This is a genomic window from Streptomyces sp. ST2-7A, from assembly GCF_021390475.1.
Taxonomy (GTDB): Bacteria; Actinomycetota; Actinomycetes; order Streptomycetales; family Streptomycetaceae; genus Streptomyces.
Genome location: NZ_JAJUWS010000005.1, coordinates 156,423 through 174,810, shown reverse-complemented (window position 1 = coordinate 174,810; position 18,388 = coordinate 156,423). Strand labels below are relative to the sequence as shown.

16 protein-coding genes are annotated in these 18,388 nt (G+C 71.5%); 6 read left to right on the top strand and 10 right to left on the bottom strand.

Annotated elements, in window-relative coordinates:
• Positions 1 to 81 precede the first annotated feature (81 nt).
• Entirely contained in the window at positions 82 to 1,461 is a 1,380-nt protein-coding gene (locus LZF96_RS05105) for an FAD-binding oxidoreductase (RefSeq protein ID WP_233866007.1), read from the bottom strand.
• Between the two features lie 162 nt (positions 1,462 to 1,623).
• Here LZF96_RS05105 and LZF96_RS05100 point away from each other — a divergent pair, with 162 nt between their 5' ends.
• Complete coding sequence (locus tag LZF96_RS05100; RefSeq protein ID WP_233866006.1) at positions 1,624 to 1,974, top strand: VOC family protein; 351 nt, start codon at positions 1,624 to 1,626, stop codon at positions 1,972 to 1,974.
• A gap of 5 nt (positions 1,975 to 1,979) precedes the next feature.
• Positions 1,980 to 3,134 carry a bifunctional 2-polyprenyl-6-hydroxyphenol methylase/3-demethylubiquinol 3-O-methyltransferase UbiG gene (locus LZF96_RS05095; protein WP_233866004.1) on the top strand — a complete coding sequence of 385 codons (1,155 nt, stop codon included), beginning with the start codon at positions 1,980 to 1,982 and terminating at the stop codon, positions 3,132 to 3,134.
• Positions 3,135 to 3,195: 61 nt separating this feature from the next.
• Here the strand turns inward: LZF96_RS05095 and LZF96_RS05090 are convergent, their stop codons facing one another.
• The 7 genes from LZF96_RS05090 to LZF96_RS05060 are packed head-to-tail and all read right to left on the bottom strand — an operon-like array spanning position 3,196 to position 10,067.
• On the bottom strand, positions 3,196 to 4,065 hold the full coding sequence (locus LZF96_RS05090) for an alpha/beta fold hydrolase (protein ID WP_233865998.1): 870 nt from the start codon (positions 4,063 to 4,065) through the stop codon (positions 3,196 to 3,198).
• A 21-nt stretch (positions 4,066 to 4,086) separates the two neighbouring features.
• Positions 4,087 to 5,451, bottom strand: a complete 1,365-nt coding sequence (locus LZF96_RS05085; RefSeq protein WP_233865997.1) for an FAD-dependent oxidoreductase — start codon at positions 5,449 to 5,451, stop codon at positions 4,087 to 4,089.
• Positions 5,452 to 5,453: 2 nt separating this feature from the next.
• Entirely contained in the window at positions 5,454 to 6,284 is an 831-nt protein-coding gene (locus LZF96_RS05080) for an ABC transporter permease (RefSeq protein ID WP_233865996.1), read from the bottom strand.
• Positions 6,281 to 7,099 carry an ABC transporter permease gene (locus LZF96_RS05075; protein WP_233865995.1) on the bottom strand — a complete coding sequence of 273 codons (819 nt, stop codon included), beginning with the start codon at positions 7,097 to 7,099 and terminating at the stop codon, positions 6,281 to 6,283. Before LZF96_RS05075 ends, LZF96_RS05080 begins: the two co-directional genes overlap by 4 nt.
• The gene (locus LZF96_RS05070; RefSeq protein WP_233865994.1) at positions 7,096 to 8,034 is read right to left on the bottom strand and encodes an ATP-binding cassette domain-containing protein; all 939 of its coding nucleotides are present in this window, start codon (positions 8,032 to 8,034) and stop codon (positions 7,096 to 7,098) included. The genes LZF96_RS05075 and LZF96_RS05070 overlap by 4 nt, the downstream gene beginning before the upstream one ends.
• 50 nt (positions 8,035 to 8,084) lie before the next feature.
• The gene (locus tag LZF96_RS05065; RefSeq protein WP_233865992.1) at positions 8,085 to 8,354 is read right to left on the bottom strand and encodes a hypothetical protein; all 270 of its coding nucleotides are present in this window, start codon (positions 8,352 to 8,354) and stop codon (positions 8,085 to 8,087) included.
• Positions 8,355 to 8,402: 48 nt separating this feature from the next.
• Positions 8,403 to 10,067, bottom strand: coding sequence for an AMP-binding protein (locus LZF96_RS05060; protein ID WP_233865990.1), 1,665 nt, complete (start codon positions 10,065 to 10,067; stop codon positions 8,403 to 8,405).
• A 149-nt stretch (positions 10,068 to 10,216) separates the two neighbouring features.
• Here LZF96_RS05060 and LZF96_RS05055 point away from each other — a divergent pair, with 149 nt between their 5' ends.
• The 3 genes from LZF96_RS05055 (at position 10,217) to LZF96_RS05045 (ending at position 12,553) form a co-directional block, all read left to right on the top strand.
• Complete coding sequence (locus LZF96_RS05055) at positions 10,217 to 11,824, top strand: (2,3-dihydroxybenzoyl)adenylate synthase (protein WP_233865988.1); 1,608 nt, start codon at positions 10,217 to 10,219, stop codon at positions 11,822 to 11,824.
• A 76-nt stretch (positions 11,825 to 11,900) separates the two neighbouring features.
• The gene (locus tag LZF96_RS05050) at positions 11,901 to 12,047 is read left to right on the top strand and encodes a hypothetical protein (protein WP_233865986.1); all 147 of its coding nucleotides are present in this window, start codon (positions 11,901 to 11,903) and stop codon (positions 12,045 to 12,047) included.
• Positions 12,048 to 12,100: 53 nt separating this feature from the next.
• The gene (locus LZF96_RS05045; protein WP_233865984.1) at positions 12,101 to 12,553 is read left to right on the top strand and encodes a 4'-phosphopantetheinyl transferase superfamily protein; all 453 of its coding nucleotides are present in this window, start codon (positions 12,101 to 12,103) and stop codon (positions 12,551 to 12,553) included.
• Here the strand turns inward: LZF96_RS05045 and LZF96_RS05035 are convergent.
• Positions 12,508 to 13,722 carry a cytochrome P450 gene (locus LZF96_RS05035; protein WP_308294148.1) on the bottom strand — a complete coding sequence of 405 codons (1,215 nt, stop codon included), beginning with the start codon at positions 13,720 to 13,722 and terminating at the stop codon, positions 12,508 to 12,510. The genes LZF96_RS05045 and LZF96_RS05035 overlap by 46 nt on opposite strands.
• A 199-nt stretch (positions 13,723 to 13,921) precedes the next feature.
• On the opposite strand from LZF96_RS05035, the gene LZF96_RS05030 reads away from it, so the two are divergent.
• On the top strand, positions 13,922 to 15,160 hold the full coding sequence (locus LZF96_RS05030; protein ID WP_233865982.1) for a cytochrome P450: 1,239 nt from the start codon (positions 13,922 to 13,924) through the stop codon (positions 15,158 to 15,160).
• A gap of 128 nt (positions 15,161 to 15,288) precedes the next feature.
• Here LZF96_RS05030 and LZF96_RS05025 read toward each other — a convergent pair whose 3' ends face one another.
• Positions 15,289 to 17,706, bottom strand: a complete 2,418-nt coding sequence (locus LZF96_RS05025; RefSeq protein ID WP_233865980.1) for a BTAD domain-containing putative transcriptional regulator — start codon at positions 17,704 to 17,706, stop codon at positions 15,289 to 15,291.
• Between the last annotated feature and the right edge of the window lie 682 nt (positions 17,707 to 18,388).

Sequence of the window (18,388 nt, the reverse complement as noted above, 5' to 3'; positions counted from 1 at the left end):
GGTGCCCGGACCTCGTGCAGGGGTCCGGGCACCGTCGTGCGCGGCAGGCCCGCCCGCATCCCGCAGGCAGGCCCGCCTGGATCAGGTCGCCGGCTTGATGTTGTTGTTCGTGTGGAAGAAGTTCTCGGGATCGTAGACGGCCTTGATTCGGGTCAACCGCTCGTAGTTGGAGCCGTAGGCGTCCTCGATGCGCTCGGCGGAGTCCGCGCCCAGGTGGTTGGCGTAGACCGCGCCGGTGGTGTACGGCAGGAGTTCGGAGTACACCTTCTCGGTCCACTCGACGGCCTCCTCGTCCTTGGCCGGGTCGGTCCAGGAGGTAAGGATGCTGGTCAGGTAGCCCTCGCGGTGCAGGAAGGGGGTCTCGGACGCCGGTACGTTCGACATGACACCGCCCATCAGACCGCCGCCGACCAAGCTCCGTTCGGACGGGGCGTTGACGAACCCGTCGGCGAGGATCTGCAGCGGCTCGTCGCGCAGTTCGGGCAGCAGGAACGAGCGCGGGTAGTACCGGTGACCGGCGACGGTGTTCTCGTCGAGCATCCGCTGCACGGCCACGTACGGCATCAGGCCGCAGTGGTCGAGGAGCGCACCGGTGCCGAGGCCGCGCATCCGGTCGACCAGGTCCTCGGTGGAGTCGTCGGGAGCGGCGTGCACGAAGCCCAGGCCGATCGCCGGCGCACCGCCCGGGGCGGTGAGGAAGGCGAAGGAGGTGGTCAGCTCGTCGGGGGCGGTCCGGTTGAACTCGTCGAGCCGCCGGGCCACGTCCACCGTCTGGTCGATGGGGAATGCGAGTAGCCCCGCCATGCAGTCGCCCTGCGGGTGAAGGTCGAACTCGAAGCGGGTGGCCACGCCGTAGTTGCCGCCGCCGCCCCGGATCGCCCAGAACAGGTCGGGGTGGTCCTGCGCGGTGGTGGTCACCAGCTCACCGCTGGCGAGCACGATGTCGGCGGAGACCAGGTTGTCCACGAGTAGACCCCGGTAGCGGGCGAGCCAGCCGAGGCCGCCGCCCAGAGTGAGGCCGCCGATACCGATGTACGACTCCTGAGAGCCGGTGACGGCGAGCCCGAAGCCGGTGGTCTCGGCATCGACGTCGCCCTGCTCCAGGCCGGGCTGGACGACCAGGCGGCGCTTGGCCGGGTCGACCCGGATGCCGCGCAGCCGGGAGGTGTCGAGCAGTAGTCCGCCCTCGACGGTGCCGGTGCCGGCGAAGCAGTGGCCGCCGCCCTTGACGGCCAGCTCGATGTCGTTCTCACGCGCGAAGCTGACGACCCTGACGACGTCGGATGCGCCGTCCACCTGGACGATCGCCCCGGGATTCTTCTGGAAGTAGCCGTTCCAGATCTGCTTGCGCTCGTCGTAGTCGGCGTCCTGCGCGGTGATGGTCCGTCCCCTGATCGCCTCACCCAGCTCCGCGAGCCTGGATTCCGGGATGGCCGTACCGGTCGCGGTGACGAGTCCCACGTCAGTCCTCCTTCGGGGTTGGCGAGTTCGGCCGGCGCGCCCTCACGCGCAAGAAGGCCGATGCGGGGAGAACGTACGGCCACCCAAGGATCCGCGACGCGGGGGTGAAAGAGGGCGGAAAGGCCCCCGGGGCGGCGGGGAGCGCTGGTTACGCTGGCGCACATGTCTGCACTCCGCGCGATGCCGCTGCTCACGGTGAGCGATCTCGATTCCGCAGTGGAAGCCTATGTCCGGATCACCGGAATGGAAATGATTATGAATCACGGCTGGATCGTCACCCTCGCTCCGCCGGCCGACCACTCCGTGCAGGTCAGCCTGATCACCAAGGACCCCACCGGGCCGGTGAACCCGGTGGCCTCCATCGAGGTGGAGGACCTGGACGCGGCTCTCGCGGGGGCTCGTGCCGCCGGCCTGGAGATCCTGTACGGACCCGATGACGAGGAGTGGGGCGTACGGCGCTTCTTCTATCGGGACCACGACGGCAACGTCGTCAACGTTCTCGCCCACCTCTGACCGCCATGGCTCCCGCCTTCCGCAACCCCTCCCCCGCCCGGCGGGGGCAGCCGGCCGCGCCCGCGGCGGACTCCACGCAGGCGTTCTCCCTGCGGCTGTTCGGCGCCGGGCTCGCCTCGGCCGAACTGATGACCTGCTACCTGGGCCTGGAACTGGGCCTGTACGAAGCCCTGCGCCGCACCGGCCCCGCCACAGCCGCACGGGTGGCGAAGGAGAGCGGCCTCGACGCCCGGATGGTGCGGGAGTGGCTGGAACAGCAGACCTGCGCCGGTGTGCTGACCGTCGACGCACCCGGCGCACAGCCGGAGACCCGGCGTTTCACGCTGCCGTCCGCCCACGCGGAAGCGCTACTCGACGCCGACAGCCCGAACTGGATCGCCCCGCTGGTCGTGATGCCCATCGGCGGCATGGCGGCCGTGCTGCCGCAGCTGGTGGACGCCTACCGCGATCGTCGGGGCCTTCCGTACGCGGCCTACGGCGAGGCCCTGCGCGGGGGGCAGGCGGGCCTCAACCGCGGTGTCTTCGAGCACCACCTCCCCGGCTGGATCAGCCGCCACCTGCCCGACATCGACGCCCGGCTGCGGGTACCGGGGAGCAGCATCGCCGACGTGGCGTGCGGTTCCGGCCTCTCCACTCTGGCGCTGGCCCGGATGTTCCCCGACGCCGAGGTGCACGGGGTCGACCTGGACGAGGCGTCGATCAGGGACGCCGAGGCGAACCTCGCCGGCGCCGATCCCGCGGAGGGGTTGAGCGACCGGGTCCGCTTCCGTACCGGGGACGCCGGTGAGGCCGGGGGAGCCGAGTCGGCGGGGCACACCCTGGTGTGCGTGTTCGACGCCCTCCACGACATGTCGGCGCCGGTGGACGTGCTCCGGGCCTGCCGTCGGCTGATGGCGCCCGGGGGTGCGGTGCTGCTGATGGAGCCGTCCGTCGGTGAGCGGTTCACCCCGGCGGCGCCGGACAGCGAGCGCTTCCACTACGCGGTCAGCGTGCTGCACTGTCTGCCGGTCGGGATGAGCCGGACGCCGAGCGCGGCCACGGGCACGGTGATGCGGCCGGACACCGTGCGCGGGTATGCCGCCGAGGCGGGCCTGGACACCCGGGTGATCGACGTGGGGCACCCGTTCCACCGGCTGTACCGGCTCACGGCCCGACCATAGGGGGGTCGGCGACGCTCCCGGCCTCTCGCGGAGGCCGGGAACGTCGCGTGCAGGGGAGATGTCAGCTCTCTCCCCCACCGTCCGCGGAGAGCCGGCGCGAGCCGCGCGGGGTGCCGACCTTGCCCGAGCGCAGGTAATCGGCGACCAGCGCGTTGACCTCGGTGGGCTTCTCCAGCAGGGAGGCGTGCCCGCAATTGCGTATCTCGGTGTAGTCGGCGGTGGGGATCAGGTCCGCCAGCTCCCGCGACAGGTGCCGGGGCGCGATGATGTCGTGCTCCATGCCCACGACGAGCAACGGCACCCGGACCGCGGCCACTTCCTCGTCGCCGGGCCGGAATGCGGTGCTCGCCTCGGCGTGCCCGATGGCGCCGTGTCCGCCCGACTCCGCGAGACCCGCCAGCCCGTCCAGGTAGGGCGCGATGAACTGGTCGCGGTTGAGCGCCCGCGGCCCGAACAGGTACATCGCCCGGAAGGCTCCCTCCAGCAGAGCCGGCACCTTGTGCCCGTTCTTGAGCCGTTCCACCGCCTCGGCCTGAATGGCCTGCTGCAGTTTGCCCGGCTTCCACGGGACCCCGATGAGCGCTGCGCGCTCGATCAACTCGGGGCGCTTCATCGCCAGCTCCAGCAGGATCATCGCGCCCACCGAGTAGCCGATGTAGCTGCAAGGCCCCAGCTCCAGCGCCTCGTTGAGCGCGGCCAGGTCCTGCCCGAGCAGTTCCACGGTGTACGGCGGAGGGGTCTCCTCCGAGGGGTGCACACCGCGCAGGTCGAAGGTGACGACGCGGTATCCGGCCTTCGTCAGCTGCGGCACCTGCATGGTCTCGAACAGGGATGCCTGGTGCTGTCCGGGCACGAGTACGACCACGGGGCCGTCCTCGGGGCCGTAGGTGCTGTAGCTCAGCGTGACGTCCGTGGATAGGGTGATCTTCATGGTGTTCCCTTCTGTGGGCGCTCAGCCGGTGACCAGGCGCTCGAAGTCCTGACGGTTGGGTCCGACGTGTTCGCGCCGGAGATCGGGGTGCTCGCGCAGGAACGCGAGCACCCGGCGGGCCACCTTGCGGTCCCGCATCAGCTCGGCCGGGGTGAGCAGCATGTGGTAGACGCGCTCGGCGACGACGCGCACGTGCGCGTCCTCCTCGCGCAGGACGGCGAGGGCGGTGAGGACGCGGGCGGTCAGCGAGTCGTGGTGCGCTCCGCCCGCGAGTTCGGCGAGCCTGGCGGCGTCGGTGGCGACCTGCTGCTCGAACCACAGCCCCAGGCACTGTTCGGTGACCTCGTGAGTCTCCAGGGCCCAGTCCGGCGGGGCCTGGTCGAGGCGGCCGAGCCGGTCGGCGACGGTCCTGGCATGCGCCAGGGCGAGGGACACGCCGCGTCCGAAGGTGGGGTTGGTCTGTACACAGGCATCGCCCACCAGCGCGTACCCGGTGACCAACGGGGCTCCGTCCGCGACCAGTGACCGGCGGCGGTTCTCCAGACCGGCCATCGGCATCGGATCGCCGACCGGCGTCGCCCCGTCGAGCCAGTCGCGCACCGGAGCCACGCTGGCCAGGAACCGCAGGTAGACCGAGCGATCCAGCAGCCGGGTCCGTACGGGATCGCGGGAGGAGACGGTGGTCGACATGTGGAAGCGGCCGTTGTCGCCGGGGAAGGCCAGCACGGTGGCGAAGTCGAGCTCGTGCACAACCGGGGCCCGCAGGGACGGGAACCGGCCGCCCGCGTCCAGCGCGAACTCCTGGGCGATGTAGGAGAACCCGCACGACTGGACCGTCTCCCGGGGAGGGGCGCCACCGATCGCGGTGAGCCAGGCGGCCACCGAGGACCTGCGGCCGGTGGCGTCCAGCACCACGTCGGCGGCCAGGTCTCCGCCTCCCGCGAGGCGCACCCCGTGCACATGGGGACCACCGTGCGGCGTCCCGGCGCTCAGCAGACCGGTGACCCTGTCGTGCAGCAGCGTGACCGAGGGGTCGGCGGCGGCACGACGGCGCAACGCGGCCTCGAAGACCAGCCGGCGGCTGAGCAGGCCGAGGTCGTCGCCGCCCGTCTCCAGGGGCACGGCGACCGCACCACGGCCGGTCAGCTCCGCCAGCGCTTCGGGGCACTCCTCGCGCAACACCCCGATGCCCAGCCCCAGCAGGGCGTGCCCTTGGCGGGCGTGCGGCACGCCGCGCCGCTCCCAGTCTGCCACCTCGGTGTGGGCCCCGCCCTCGGGGGGCGGGCCGTCCCGTTCGACGAGCGTCACCCGGTGTCCGCGGCGGGCTGCGAAGGCCGCGAGGCCGAGACCGGCCACTCCCCCGCCCAGTACGACGATGTCCGCCACGATCAGCCGCGCTTTACGAGCATCGCGAAGCGGCGCGTGGCGACGGCCGTGCACACCGCCGTGACGCCCACGGTCCAGGCGGCGGTCCCGAGTACCGGTGCGGTCAGCGCGCCCTGGTGGGAGAGTCCGGCCAGTGCATCGGTCGCCAGCGAGACGGGGTTGGCGCTCACCACCGGTCGGATCCAGCCCGGAAACGCCTCCAGCGGCACGTAACCGGTGGACATCAGCGTCAGGACGAGCGTGGGCATCTGCACGTAGCGCACGATGACGCCGGGGTGCTGGGCGACGAGGGCGACGGCGACGGCCAGCGCGCTGCACATCATCCCGAACAGCGCCACGATCCCGAAGAAGCCGAGTACCGCCAGCGGCCCCTGGGAGAAGCGGAAGCCGACCGCGTGTGCGACGAGCGTGACCAGGACGGCCACCCCCATGATCCGTACGAAGTCGCCGCCGATCCGCCCGAGGACGTACGCCCGCATGTCCAGCGGCATCGCCCGCAGCCGGTTGAACACCCCGCTGCGGATGTCGCTCCACAGGGCGATCGCCGTGGTGAGGACCGAGGAGAACGCCGTGGTGAGCACGATCAGCGGGGCGAGCCGCCGCACGTAGTCGACGTCCTGGGTGTCACGCACCAGCACGCTGAAGGCGGCCAGCAGCATGAAGAGCTGAAGCAGCGGAAAAGCGATGGTGACAATGATCATCATCCGGTTCCGGACGAACTGGCGGAGCACCCGTCCGGCGATGACGGCGGAGGCTCCGGCCAGAGTGGCCGGGTCGGGCGAGAAGGACGGCGGCACCGGCGGTGCTGCCGTCCCCGGTGACTGCGCGGTCATCGGATGGCCACCTTCCTGAAGGCGACGGTCGTGGTCCGGGAGAAGAGGGCGAGAAGACCCACCACCCACGCGAGGCCGGGCAGTGTCGCGCCCCAGGTGAGTTCGGTGGTCGACAGGGCGCGCAGCGCGTCGATCACTGCGGACACCGGGGAGGCCGCGACGACCGGCTGGAGCCAGCCGGGGAAGAGGTCCGCCTCGACGAAACCGGTGGAGAGCACCAGCAGCGGCAGGTACGGCAGATGGAGCGCCGCGCTGAGCGCCTCCAGGTTGCGCAGGCGCAGCGCGATGGTGGCCGTGGCCAGCGACAGGGCCACGGTGAACGCCACGGCGAACACCACGAAGCCCAGTGCGGCGAGCGCTCCGTGGTCGAAGCGGAAGCCCGCCAGATGCCCGGCGAGCACGATGGCGACGCTGGACAGGAGACCTTGCAGAGCCACCACGGCCAGATGCGCCAGACCCATCGCGCGCATGTCGACCGGGCTCGTCAGCAGGCGGGAGAAAACGCCGCTGGAGCGGTCGGCGGCCAAGTCGGTGGCGCTCCCGATGGCCACGAACATCAGGGCCTGGACCATGACGGTGGGGGTAACGAAGCGGCCGAAGTCGATGCCCCGCTCGTCCAGCATTCCGGCGAAGGTGCAGTAGAAGATGGCGAAGAAGAGCAGCGGTTGCACCACGGTGGCCACCAGGCCGCCCCGGGAGAACGAGCGCCCCCGCAACCGGTCGAAGAGCACCTGGAAGTCGTGCTGCCAGCCGGCCGGGCGGCCCGGGGGCGCCGGTGCGCCGGGCGGCGCCGGTGCGCCGGACGTGGTGCTCATCGGGCGCCCTCCTTCTCCATCGGCTCGGTGAGTGCGAAGAAGACCTCGTCGAGTGTCGGTTTGGTCACCTCGATGTCCACGATCCGCAGCCCTTTGCCGTCCAGCCGGCCGAGCACCGCGCCGACGTCCTCGGGGCGCGCCATGGGCACGGCGACCTTGTGGCCCTCAGCCGTCACGCCGGGGAGGTCGCCGAGGGCCTGGCGGGCCGCCGCGGTGTCGGCGGCCCCGGTCAGGGTGAGGCGGCACATGAGGCCGCCCACGTCGAGCTTGAGTTCGTCCGAGGAGCCGTCCGCCAGGACCCGCCCCTTGTCGATGACGACGATGCGGTCTGCGAGTTGGTCGGCCTCCTCCAGGTACTGCGTGGTGAGCAGGACGGCGACCCCCCGTGCGGCCTCGGCCCTGACCATGTCCCACAGGAGTTTGCGGCTGCGTGGGTCGAGGCCGGTGGTCGGTTCGTCCAGCACCAGCACCGGCCGCGGGACCACCAGGCTCACCGCGAGGTCGAGGCGGCGGCGCATGCCGCCGGAGAGGTGGCCGACGGGGGTGTACGCCGCTTCGCCCAGCTCGAAACGCTCCAGCATCTCCCCCGCCCGCTGCCGGGCCTCGCCCCTGCAGAGGCCCAGGAGCCGGCCGAAGAACACCAGGTTCTCGCGCGGGCTGATCTGTTCGTCGAGGGCGGCGAACTGCCCGGTGACGGCGATGTTGGCACGTACCAGGGACGGGGCGGTCCCGGGGTCGTGGCCCAGGACGCGGATGGTGCCGCTGTCGGGCTGCAGCAGCGTGGTCAGGCAGTTGATGAGGGTAGTCTTGCCCGCTCCGTTGGGGCCGAGCAGGCCCACCACGGTTCCGGCCGGTATCCGCAGCGACACCCGGTCGAGCGCGGTCTTCTCGCCGAATCGCTTGGTGAGGTCCGATAGGAAGATCGCCTCGGTCATCGTGGCTCCCTCATTTCTTCATGGCGTCGTCGTGCTCGGGTCGGCGGCGATCACGACGGCGTCCGGAGCTCGACCTGGCTCAGGACATAGCTGAGCACCTGTTCGGTGGTCTGGATGGCACGTCCGGTCTGCTCGTCGATCGGCGGCAGATCGAAGTCGTCCTCGATCGCGAACGCCATCTCCAACAGAGCCAGGGAGTGGAAACCCAGGTCCTCGACCAGACGCATGTCTTTACCCGCCTCGAACCGCTCCCGCTCGGGGGCGAGCTGCTCGATGATCGCGAGCACGGTCTCGCGCACCTCTTCACTGGAGTAGGACATGTGGTCTCCTGTTCTGGGCCCGGTCGGGTGGTGGTGTGCAGGGGCCGGTCACGCGGGGCCGTCGGTCGCGGCGGGCACCGCGTCGAAGACGTGCTCCCTGCTGAGGCGCTGCCACAGCTGACGGCGGCGGCTCTTGCCGCTGCTGGTCCGGGGGATCGCGCCGCGGGGTACCCGGGCCACGTGCCGGCGGGTGCCGGGGCAGGCTGCGGCGAGCACGTCCTCCGCAACCTCGGCGGCCCGGGTGTCGAGTCCCTCCAGCACGGCCACGGCGTGCGGGCTTCCGTCCGCCTCGCCGAGTACGACGCAGACCCTGCTCAGGTTGAGTCCGGCCCTGCCGAGCATCAGCTCGACGTCCTCGGCGAAGAGCGAGCGGGCGTGGACCTTGACGCTGTCGCCGAGCCTGCCCAGCACGTAGAACTCACCCGCCAGTCGGAAGGCGACGTCACGGGTGAGAAGCCGCCCGTCCACGAAGGCGGTGCCCTCGGCGGAGCCGTCCGCGAGGTAGCCGTCGGCCAGCGAGGAGCCGGAGACGGCCAGTTCGCCGACGTGCCCCTCGGGCAGCGGCTCCCCGTCCTCACCGACGACCCGTACCGTCAGGCCCTCCAGTGCACGGCCACAGCTCATCACCTGGACCGTCGCCCGGTCCGTGAGCCCGGACGCGAGGCTCACCTTCGTTCCGACCCGCAGGTCGTCCCGGTGCACGAGGACGGCGCGCGGGACCTCCTCGACGGGTACTCCGGTGACGGCGAGGGTGCTCTCGGCCAGCCCGTAGGCGGGGGTGAGGGTGTGCGGGGACAGGCCGTGCGGGTGCATCAGCTCCGTGAAGCGGGTCACCAGCGCGGGGTCGATGCGTTCGGCCCCGACGATCACCGCCCGGGTGCGGGAGAGGTCGGCGCCCTCCAGGTCGGCGTGGCCGACCTTGTCCACGATGCGCTGCAGGCCGAACGCCGGGGTGGCGGTGACAGTGGCGGGCTGCTCGACCCGGTTGGCGTCGAAACGGGTGACGTAGGACAGCGGATGGCGCAGGAAGGTCTCGGGCCTGCACACCGCCAGCCGGTTGTTGCCGGAGACGGGCACCACCAGGCAGCCGATGAGCCCCATGTCGTGGTGCATCGGCAGCCAGGAGCACCAGGAGTCGTCGCGCCCCGCACGCTCCCAGGCGCGGATCGCGGCGGTGTTGGCGTCGAGTGCGGCGTGGCTGATCCGCACTCCGCGCGGGCGGCCCGAGCTGCCCGAGGTGAACTGGACAAGGGCCTGTTCGGCGGGGTCCCGCTGGCCGGGATCACCCGCGGCGAGCTCCTCCAGGAGCAGGACGCGGGTGCCCTGCCCGGTCTCGGCGAGGACGTCCACGGCGTAGTCGTGGTGGGCGGCGTCGACCACCACGGCGCCGGCATCCACCGCGGCGACGACGGTGCGGACGTGTGCGCGGGCGGCCTCGCCCGACATCCGGGTGGGGGGAGCCAGCACGCTCACCACGCATCCGGCGGCCTGCACCCCGTAGAAGGCGGCGACGAGGTCGGAGCCGGTCGAGCACAGGAGCGGCACGACCGTCCTGCGGGGCACGCCCTGCGCGATCAGTCCGCCCGCGATCCGGAGCGCCGCATCGGCGAGTTCTGTGTAGGGCCGGTAGGTGTGGGAGGCCTCGTCGAACATCTCCACACCGCTGTCATCGCGAGGTGCGTCGAGCCAGCTCAGCGTACGGGGGCGACTCATCCATCACTCCTGGGCGGGGTGTCTTGGGGGCCGGGGTCTCGTCGGCGACGCTGGTGACGATATGAGCGATCGCGGTGGTCCCCTTCGTCTCTTTCACGGCTCTGTTCGTCCCGGCCGGCGCGTCCCGGCCGGGACGAACACTGGCTGTCATGAATGAGTTCACGCCGTGGAGCGACGAGGACGCCGCCCGCTACCGGGCCGCCGGGATCTGGCGGGGAGTGCCGCTGGGCCACGCGCTGACGGAAGCGGCACTGCTCCTCCCCGCCCGGACCGCGGCCGTGGACCGCAAGCGCCGCATCACGCATGGTGAGGTGCGCGCCGAGGCCGACGACATCGCGCGCGGTCTGCTGGCCCAGGGCGTGAACCCCGGGGACCGGGTCATGGTGCAGCTGCCGAACGTCGTCGAGTTCCTCACCGTCACGGTGGGACTGTTCCGGGCCGGTGTCATCCCGGTGTTCGCGCTGCCGGGACACCGGGAGAGCGAGGTACGGCACCTGATCGAGGCTTCCGGGGCGGTCGGTTACGTGACCGCCGACCGTTTCCAGGGCTTCGACTACCGCGCCCTCGCCCGGCACGCCGCGTCCCTCCCCGGCGTCCGTACGGTGATCGTGGCGGGCGACAGCGAGGACCTCACTCCGTTGTCCTGGGTCCGCGCCCAGGGCGCCGACGGCGGGCCGCTGCCCGAGGTCGATCCCTCGAGTGTGGCGTTCCTGCTGCTCAGCGGCGGTAGTACCGGCAAGCCCAAGCTGATACCCCGGACGCACGACGACTACCTCTTCAACATCGCCGCCTGCGCACAGGCCCTGGAGTTCGGCGCGGAAAGCGTGTACCTGGCGGCGAACCCGGCGGCGCACAACGCTGCCCTGGGATGTCCGGGAGTGCTCGGCGCGCTGCTGGTGGGTGGCAAGGCGGTACTGACCGCGAGTCCCTCCCCCGACGAGGTGTTCCCGCTGATCGAGCGGGAAGGCGTCACCCACACCACCGTGGTGCCTACCCTCGCGGCGCTGTGGTCCAAGGTCGCCGCGAAGCGGCCGGTGGACATGAAGGGGGTCCTCCTCCAGGTGGGCAGCTCCAAGTTCGACGAGCAGGCCGCCAGGCGTACGCAGTCCGCGCTCGGCTGCCGCATCACGAACTGGTTCGGCATCGGCGAGGGCCTGCTCACGTACACACGCCTGGACGACCCGGAAGAAGTGGTACACGGAACCGAGGGCCGCCCCCTGTCGGAGTTCGACGAACTGCGCCTCGTCGACGATGAGTTGCACGAGGTACCGGCGGGTGCCGTGGGCGAGCTGGTCACCCGCGGCCCGTACACGATCAACGGCTACTGGAACGCACCGGAGGCGAACCGCACCTCGTTCACCCCCGACGGCTTCTTCCGCACCGGTGACCTGGCCAGGCTCACCCCTGAGGGCAACCTGGTGGTCGTCGGCCGTGCCAAGGACGTGATCAACCGGGGCGGCGAGAAGGTGTCGGCCGACGAGATCGAGGGGCACCTGCGCGGCCACGAGGCCATCGACGACGCCGCAGTGGTGGCCCGGCCGGACGCCGAACTCGGCGAGGCCGTCCTCGCGTTCGTGGTTCCGGGCCGGGGACCGGGGCAGGCGCCTTCGCTGATGGAGATCAAGCGGTACCTGTCGGGCAAGGGGCTGGCGGCGTTCAAGCTGCCCGACGAGGTGCGCGAGCTGCCGGTGCTGCCGCGCACCCCGGTCGGCAAGATCGACAAGGTGGCACTGCGGGCGACGGCGGCGTCCGGTTGACCGGTGGGACGGCGCGCTCCGATACGGCCCGTACGGCGGGAGCTCCGGCACCGCCCGCACGACTGCCGTCCCCGGTGTGATCCGGACGCTGCTGCCCGCGCGGAGTACGCCACCGTCCGGCGGGTGGCGCGCCTGCCTGGCCGAGCCGGGCATCCCGCCCGCCGCGCTGGTGCGCGGCACCGACGGGGCGCCCCGGTGGTCGGCCGGGACGGTCGCTCCCTGACCCACTGCCGGGGCTACCGGGCGGCGGCAGCACGGTCCCGGGACGCCGACGGCATGGGCATCGACGCCGAGCCATGCGCGCCGCTGCCCTCCCGGGTGCCGGCGCAGGTGGCCTCGGCGGCCGAGCGCGCCCACTTCGCCGAGCTGGGCGCGGCCTGGCCCGATGTGCCGTGGTGCCGGGTCCTCTTCGGCGCCGGGGAGGCGTACTACAAGGTCTGGTACCCCGCGACGGGATGCCGGCTGGGCTTCGACGACGCCGAGGTAGTCCTCGGGCCAGGACGCGGTCGGGGCACGTTCACGGTGCGACCGGTCTCGGGCGGTGTTCGCCGGGCCCGCCGGGCGGACCCCGTCTTCGACCCGGTCGCCACCGGCTTCCCGGCCCTGCGCGGACAGCGGGCCGCCGGTACGGGTCTCGTGGTGACTGCGATCGCCGCACCGGCGGGCTCCCTGCCGCACCGGGCTCAGGCGGGCCGCACCGCCACCGGCACACTGCGGTGGGCCCAGTAGGGGAAGCGGAAGCCGCCCGCGCTGGGCTCCCATTCGCCCTCGCCCGCCGACTCGATGTCCGCGAACCGGGCAACCAGCCGCTCGAAGACCACCGCCCCCTCCATCCTGGCCAGCGCCGCGCCGAGGCAGTGGTGCGCTCCCCCGCCGAAACTCAGGTGCGGGTTGGGCGACCTGGTCGGGTCGACCCGGTCCGGGTCGTGGAACACCCGCTCGTCGTGGTTGGCGGAGGCGAGCAGCAGCACCACCACACGTCCTTTGCGGACCGTCAGCCCTGCGACCTCGATCGGCTCCAGGGCGATCCGGGTAGTGGCGTGGATGGGCGCGTCGTAGCGCATGAACTCCTCCAGCGCGCTACCGACGATGCGCGGTTCCTCCCGCAACTGCCGCTGGGTGTGCGGCTGCCGCACCAGGAGGTCGCCGCCGGTGGCGATGGCGTTGGTGGTGGTCTCGAAGCCCGCGTAGTAGACGAACAGCGCGTTGTCGATGATCTCCTCGTCGGTCAGCGGCTCCTCGCCGTCCTTGACCGCGGCGAGCATCCGCGACAGCAGATCCTCGCCGGGGCTGCGCCTGCGCTCGCGGACCAGCTGGGCCATGTAGTCGCGCAGCTCGACCACGGCCCCGTGCGCCTCGCGCTGCTTCTCCGGCGGGATGAACACCGCGAAGGCCTGGGCGAGCGAGGTGGAGAGGCGGGCGATGTCGGCCCGGTCGGGGCGGGGGACGTCCAGCAGCTCGCTCATCACCGTCATTGGTACGGGCACGGCCAGGTCGGCGACGAGGTCGAAGCGGCGCTCGTCGGCGAACCGGTCCAGCAAGCCGTCGACGAGCCGGGAGATGGGCTCGCGCAGCCCGCGCACCATCGCCGGACTGAACGACTTGACCAACAGCCGGCGCAGCCGGGTGTGGCCGGGCGGGTCACGGTCGACGACGATGCGCCGCAGGTAGTCGTTGGCAGGCCCCTCGCCCACCGACACCGCCTGGTACTCCTCGGGGAACTCCCGGCCGAGCCGGGGGTCGCGGAGCAGTGCGGAGACCTCCTCGTGCCGCGGGAAGACCCACTGTCCCGGGCCGCCCCGGCAGACCGGACCGTACTCGCGCAGCCGACGGTAGACCGGGTAGGGGTCGCGCATGGCGCGCGCGTCGTCCAGCAGGAAGCGCGGCATGTTCAGCACGGTGTTCAACGCTGCGTCACCTCCCGGCACCCTCGGGTGCGCGGCTCGGGTCCGGTGGTTGCCTGACCCGCCCAGTCTGCGAGCCCGGTACGGGGTGCCGGACGGCGGTGAAGGACTGGCGACAGGTTCCCCCGCCCCCGCTCTCGAGCTGTCAGGCTCACCGGCACACCACGCGCAAGCCACAGGAGGTGCCGGCCGCATGCGAGAGCTGCCCGTCAAGTTCGACTCCCGCGATCCCGCCGTGGTCGCGGACCCCTACCGGGTGTACGCCGGTCTCCGTGCGGCCGGCCGGCTGGCCCGCGGCGCGGCCGGCCAGTGGGTGGTGTCGCACCACCAGGACGTCAGCCGGCTGCTCAAGGACCGTCGGCTCGGGCATGAGTACCCGCCGGAGTACCACGAGTTCTCCACCGGGGCGGGGCCCGCGAACGAGTTCCTGAAGCGGATCGTGCTGGACCAGGACGCGCCCGCGCACACCTTCCTGCGGGGCATCATGCAGCGTTCGTTCAGTCCGGGGCTGATGCGCAGGTTGGAGGACTACGTCGCCGCCCAGGTGGACCTGCTGATGGCCGAGGCCCGGGACCGCGCGGGCCGGGGCGGGGTACTGGACATGGTCGGCGACCTGGCCTTCCCGTTGCCGGTCACCGTGGTCTGCGAGCTGATCGGCATTCCGGACGTGGACAGGGACGCGGTGCGGCCGCACGCGGTGGAACTGGCCAAGGCGTTCGCACTGTACGTGCCCGTGGAGGAGCGGGCGGCGGCGCACGACGCGGTGATCTGGCTGCGCGACTACGTCTCGACGTTGGTCGACGAGCGGGCGAAGCGGCCCGCCGACGACCTGATCAGCAATCTGCTGGCCGCTCGGCGCACACATCCCGACTTCGACCGGGAGACGCTGGTCGACAACGTGGTATTCCTGTTCTTCGCGGGTTTCGAGACCACCACCAACCTGATATCCACGATCTTCTCCGGGCTGTTGCAACACCCGCGGCAGTTGGCCCTGTTGCGGGACCGGCCGGAGCTGGCGGTCCCGGCCGTCGAGGAGTTCCTGCGTTACGACGCGCCGATCCAGGCCACCGCGCGCTATGTGAAGGAGGCGGTGGAGATCGACGGCCGCACCGTACGCGCGGGCCGCATCCTGGTGCTGTTGCTGGGGTCCGCCAACCATGACCCGGCCCGGTTCGTCGTCCCCGGGCGGCTCGACATCACCCGCGACCCCAATCCGCACGTGAGTTTCGGCGGCGGCGTGCACCACTGCCTGGGCGCGGCACTGGCCCGGGTCGAGGGGCGCGCCGTGTTGCGGTGGCTGGCTCACGCACCGGCCACGCCGACCGCGGCGGGAGTCGTGGAACGGCGGCCCAGCGTCACCTTCCGGGCCTACCGCAGCATTCCGGTGAGGTTCGAGCCCGCCGAGCGACCGCGGGTGGCATCCGCACCCTGACCCCCGCCCATCCCGCGGTCGCGGGGTGCGCCGACGCCTCCGACCGCACCGCCGCCCCTGCGGCCCCACCATGCCTGCGCGGGCCCGGAAGACGCCGCACCGCACCCGCGCGGGCCGGACAGCCCCGGCTATGGCACACACTCCCCGTCCCCGGAGCGGATGCCCGGGGCCCCGGCCGAGCCCATCGCCGTGGCGGTCAACGTCGCGCTCTGCTCCAACAGGCCGACGTCCCGGCAGGCATCTGCCAGACCGAGCAGCGCCATGCGGTACGCCTCGGCCGCCCGGGAACCGGTGGCCCCGCCGTCGTACTCCCCACCCCTCTCCTCCTCGCAGACTCCGCCCTCCGGCGACAGGGCGAACCGCAGGTTGCGCGCGAGCTGCGCGGCCGGACCGAAGAACTCCTCGTGCCCGGAAACACACAGCATCTCCACCATCGCGGGCAGCTCCCGCTCACAGATCTCCGTCGCCTCCTTGCGGCTGTTGATCTCGGGGAGGTGGGGGACGGCGTCGGGTCCGGCACCGGACCCGACGCCCGGCCGTCCGAGCAGGAGGCAGCTTCGGGAGGTGACCGCCAGGTGGTGGGCGAGCAGCCGACGGAGCGCGGAGCGCCGCCCGCCGCGCAGGAGCTGCGCGAACTCCCCCGTGCCCGCCGTGACACCGGCCACGAGCCCGTGCAGGGTGTAGCGGCCGATATGGGGCTGTTCGAGGAGATTGACGTCGAGCAGACCCTCCAGCAGCAGCTCGGCTTCGGCCGGACCGGTGCCGAGCAGGGCGGCCGCCCCGTGCACGTCCATGCTCGCGTCCGGTACCAGTGCCAGCACGCACAGGGCGTGGCGCTGCGCCTCGGTCAGCGCGTCGAAGGAGAGCCGGAGCACCGACCGGACACTCCGGTCGCCCGCCTGGAGTTCAGCGGCACGGTGGCGCACGTCGCCCAGTCGCTCCACCAGATGGGACAGCGTCCAGGTAGGGCGGCTGCGCAGTTTGGCGGCGGCAAGGCGCAGTGCCAGCGGTAGTCCCCCGCAGTACGCGACGAGCCGTTCCGTCGCCTCGGACTCCAGTTCGCCCCCGAGCAGCCGCTCGACCAGTTCCCGGGAGTCGCCCGCGCTCATCCGAGAGACCGGGCAGGGCTCGGTGCCGTCGAGGCCGTAAAGGCGACGACGGCTGGTGATCAAGGTGAGGGAACCGTTGCCCGGCGGCAGCAGCGGTACGATCTGTGCCTCGCTCGCAGCGTTGTCGAGCAGCAGCAGCACCTTGGAATCGGCCAGCCGTGCGCGCCACATGGCCACCCGGCTGTCCAGGTCCGCCGGGATGTGCTTCGCCTCGATCCCCAATGAGCCCAGCAGCACCTGAAGCACCTCAGCGGGTTCGCGGGGCCGCTCGCACGGACTGAATCCGTGCAGGTCGACGTAGAACTGGCCGTCCGGGCAGTCCAGGGCCAGCCGGTGGGCCGCGTGCAGGGCGAGAGCCGTCTTGCCAATGCCGCCCATGCCGTCGACGCAGATCAGCAGCGGCCCCGGGCCCCGGGAGCCCGCCCTGGCGGTCCGCAGCAGGGTGTCCGTCTCCTCCCGGCGGCCGACGAAGTCGGTCAGCCCGTGGGGCAGGGTGCAGATGGCCCGGACGCGTGCCTTCCGGACCCGTGCCGCCACATGCTGTCCACCCGCGTCAAGCTTGGTGGCCATGGGCTTTTCATAATCGCAGAGCGGGGCTCCGGCCCGCAGGTAGGCGAGCGCTTCACCGCACAACACCGCTTCGTGCACCTTGGCCAGCGAATGATCGGGGTCGATGCCGAGTTCGTCGCGCAGCAGGGTGCGTATCTCGGCGTACTCGGCGAGCGCGTCGGCCTGCCTGCCCGAGAGGGACAGCGCGAGCATGAGTTGTGCGCGCAGGTCCTCCGCGAGCGGGTGCTGCGCCACGAGGTCCCGGAGGTCCTCTATCACCAGCGCCGGTGGCGACGAGCGCAGCCGCAGCGAGATCAGTTCCTTCTGGACCGCGAGCCGCCGCTCTTCCACCACCCGTGCGGCTGCGCGAATCAGGCCGTTCTCCAACTCGTCGCCGTCGACGATGTCGGCCGCGACCTGACCGCGGAAGAGGGACAGGACCGTCTGCAGCTCCCGGATGAGCTGGGCCTCGTCCGCCCCGCCCTCCGCGAGCCTGTGGACCCGCAGACGGCGCTGATTGAACTCCACCAGGTCGGACTCGGTCGCGCCGACGTTCAGCCGGTAGTTCGGGCCGTCGGTGAGCAGGTGCGCGCCCGCGCCCGGTATCGCCTGGCGGAGTTGGGCGACCGCCTTACGCACCTGGTTGGAGGCGGTCGCCGGGCACCACGGGCCCCAGACCGCCTTGGCGAGGCGGGGGGTGCTGAGCACTTCTCCGGGAGACAGCATCAGCACGGTGAGCACGCGGCGTGCCACGGTGCCGGGCAGGCGGGCGGATGAATCCCCACAACGCACCGCGACCGACCCCAGCACCTGGAAGCGCAGACCCCCTTCCCGCGAGTTCATGCAGCCGGCTCGCAGAACGCGGGCCGTGCCGTCCACCGTTCCCATGCGGCGGCGGACCTCGGACACCGGTGGTCGGCCGACGACGCCTGATCGCGGTGCCGGGGCCGAAGGCCTCCAGGACGGCCGAGGAAAGACGGAACAAGCAGGCCGTGACGCGTCTCACCCTCCGCCGTACCCGCATAGTCTTCGCGACGCTCCGCGACGGCGTCTTCTTGCAGCCCCATGCCATCCCCCAAACCGCATGAACCACGACAGAACAACCGCCCCGCCCCTTGACGAAAGGGCTAGGGGCACCCCCGCACGGAAAGACAGGCAAAGCGACGCCGGCGGCCACCGATGCCTGGCAATTTGACACAAGAAGAACACAAATTTTCAGGCAGTCTCCACGAACGCCACTCGCAAACGGGCCAGAATCAGCCCCGCCTCTTCCTGGGACAAATACGGCCCTCAACATGAGGTTCGCACGCCTTGATGGGTGGAATCATCCGTTCTGTCGTCCGCTGTCGGTACCGGATCGGCTGAAAGCGTGCAGTCTTCGCGTGTTCAAGTTCCATCCGGCGCCGTCACCGTCCGTCTTCGGCGACCCCGAGGCCGACAGACGTGAGGTTCCCTCTCGACGGCTCCGCCGGCCATTTCGCAGGGCGGTGTTCTCGATCTCGTCACGGTGGGATCCTTCGCTTGATGTGTCGCTTCGAGTGGGAAGCCCGGAGCGGTGCTCCGTGATGTC

What these genes read in the sequence shown, in the direction of transcription:
- LZF96_RS05075 (WP_233865995.1), bottom strand. Translation starts at nt 7,099, where the DNA reads ATGAGCACCACGTCCGGCGCACCGGCGCCGCCCGGCGCACCGGCGCCC.
- LZF96_RS05030 (WP_233865982.1), top strand. Translation starts at nt 13,922, where the DNA reads ATGCGAGAGCTGCCCGTCAAGTTCGACTCCCGCGATCCCGCCGTGGTC.
- LZF96_RS05025 (WP_233865980.1), bottom strand. Translation starts at nt 17,706, where the DNA reads ATGGGAACGGTGGACGGCACGGCCCGCGTTCTGCGAGCCGGCTGCATG.
- LZF96_RS05090 (WP_233865998.1), bottom strand. Translation starts at nt 4,065, where the DNA reads ATGAAGATCACCCTATCCACGGACGTCACGCTGAGCTACAGCACCTAC.
- LZF96_RS05070 (WP_233865994.1), bottom strand. Translation starts at nt 8,034, where the DNA reads ATGACCGAGGCGATCTTCCTATCGGACCTCACCAAGCGATTCGGCGAG.
- LZF96_RS05060 (WP_233865990.1), bottom strand. Translation starts at nt 10,067, where the DNA reads ATGAGTCGCCCCCGTACGCTGAGCTGGCTCGACGCACCTCGCGATGAC.
- LZF96_RS05065 (WP_233865992.1), bottom strand. Translation starts at nt 8,354, where the DNA reads ATGTCCTACTCCAGTGAAGAGGTGCGCGAGACCGTGCTCGCGATCATC.
- LZF96_RS05055 (WP_233865988.1), top strand. Translation starts at nt 10,217, where the DNA reads ATGAATGAGTTCACGCCGTGGAGCGACGAGGACGCCGCCCGCTACCGG.
- LZF96_RS05100 (WP_233866006.1), top strand. Translation starts at nt 1,624, where the DNA reads ATGTCTGCACTCCGCGCGATGCCGCTGCTCACGGTGAGCGATCTCGAT.
- LZF96_RS05080 (WP_233865996.1), bottom strand. Translation starts at nt 6,284, where the DNA reads ATGACCGCGCAGTCACCGGGGACGGCAGCACCGCCGGTGCCGCCGTCC.
- LZF96_RS05095 (WP_233866004.1), top strand. Translation starts at nt 1,980, where the DNA reads ATGGCTCCCGCCTTCCGCAACCCCTCCCCCGCCCGGCGGGGGCAGCCG.
- LZF96_RS05045 (WP_233865984.1), top strand. Translation starts at nt 12,101, where the DNA reads ATGGGCATCGACGCCGAGCCATGCGCGCCGCTGCCCTCCCGGGTGCCG.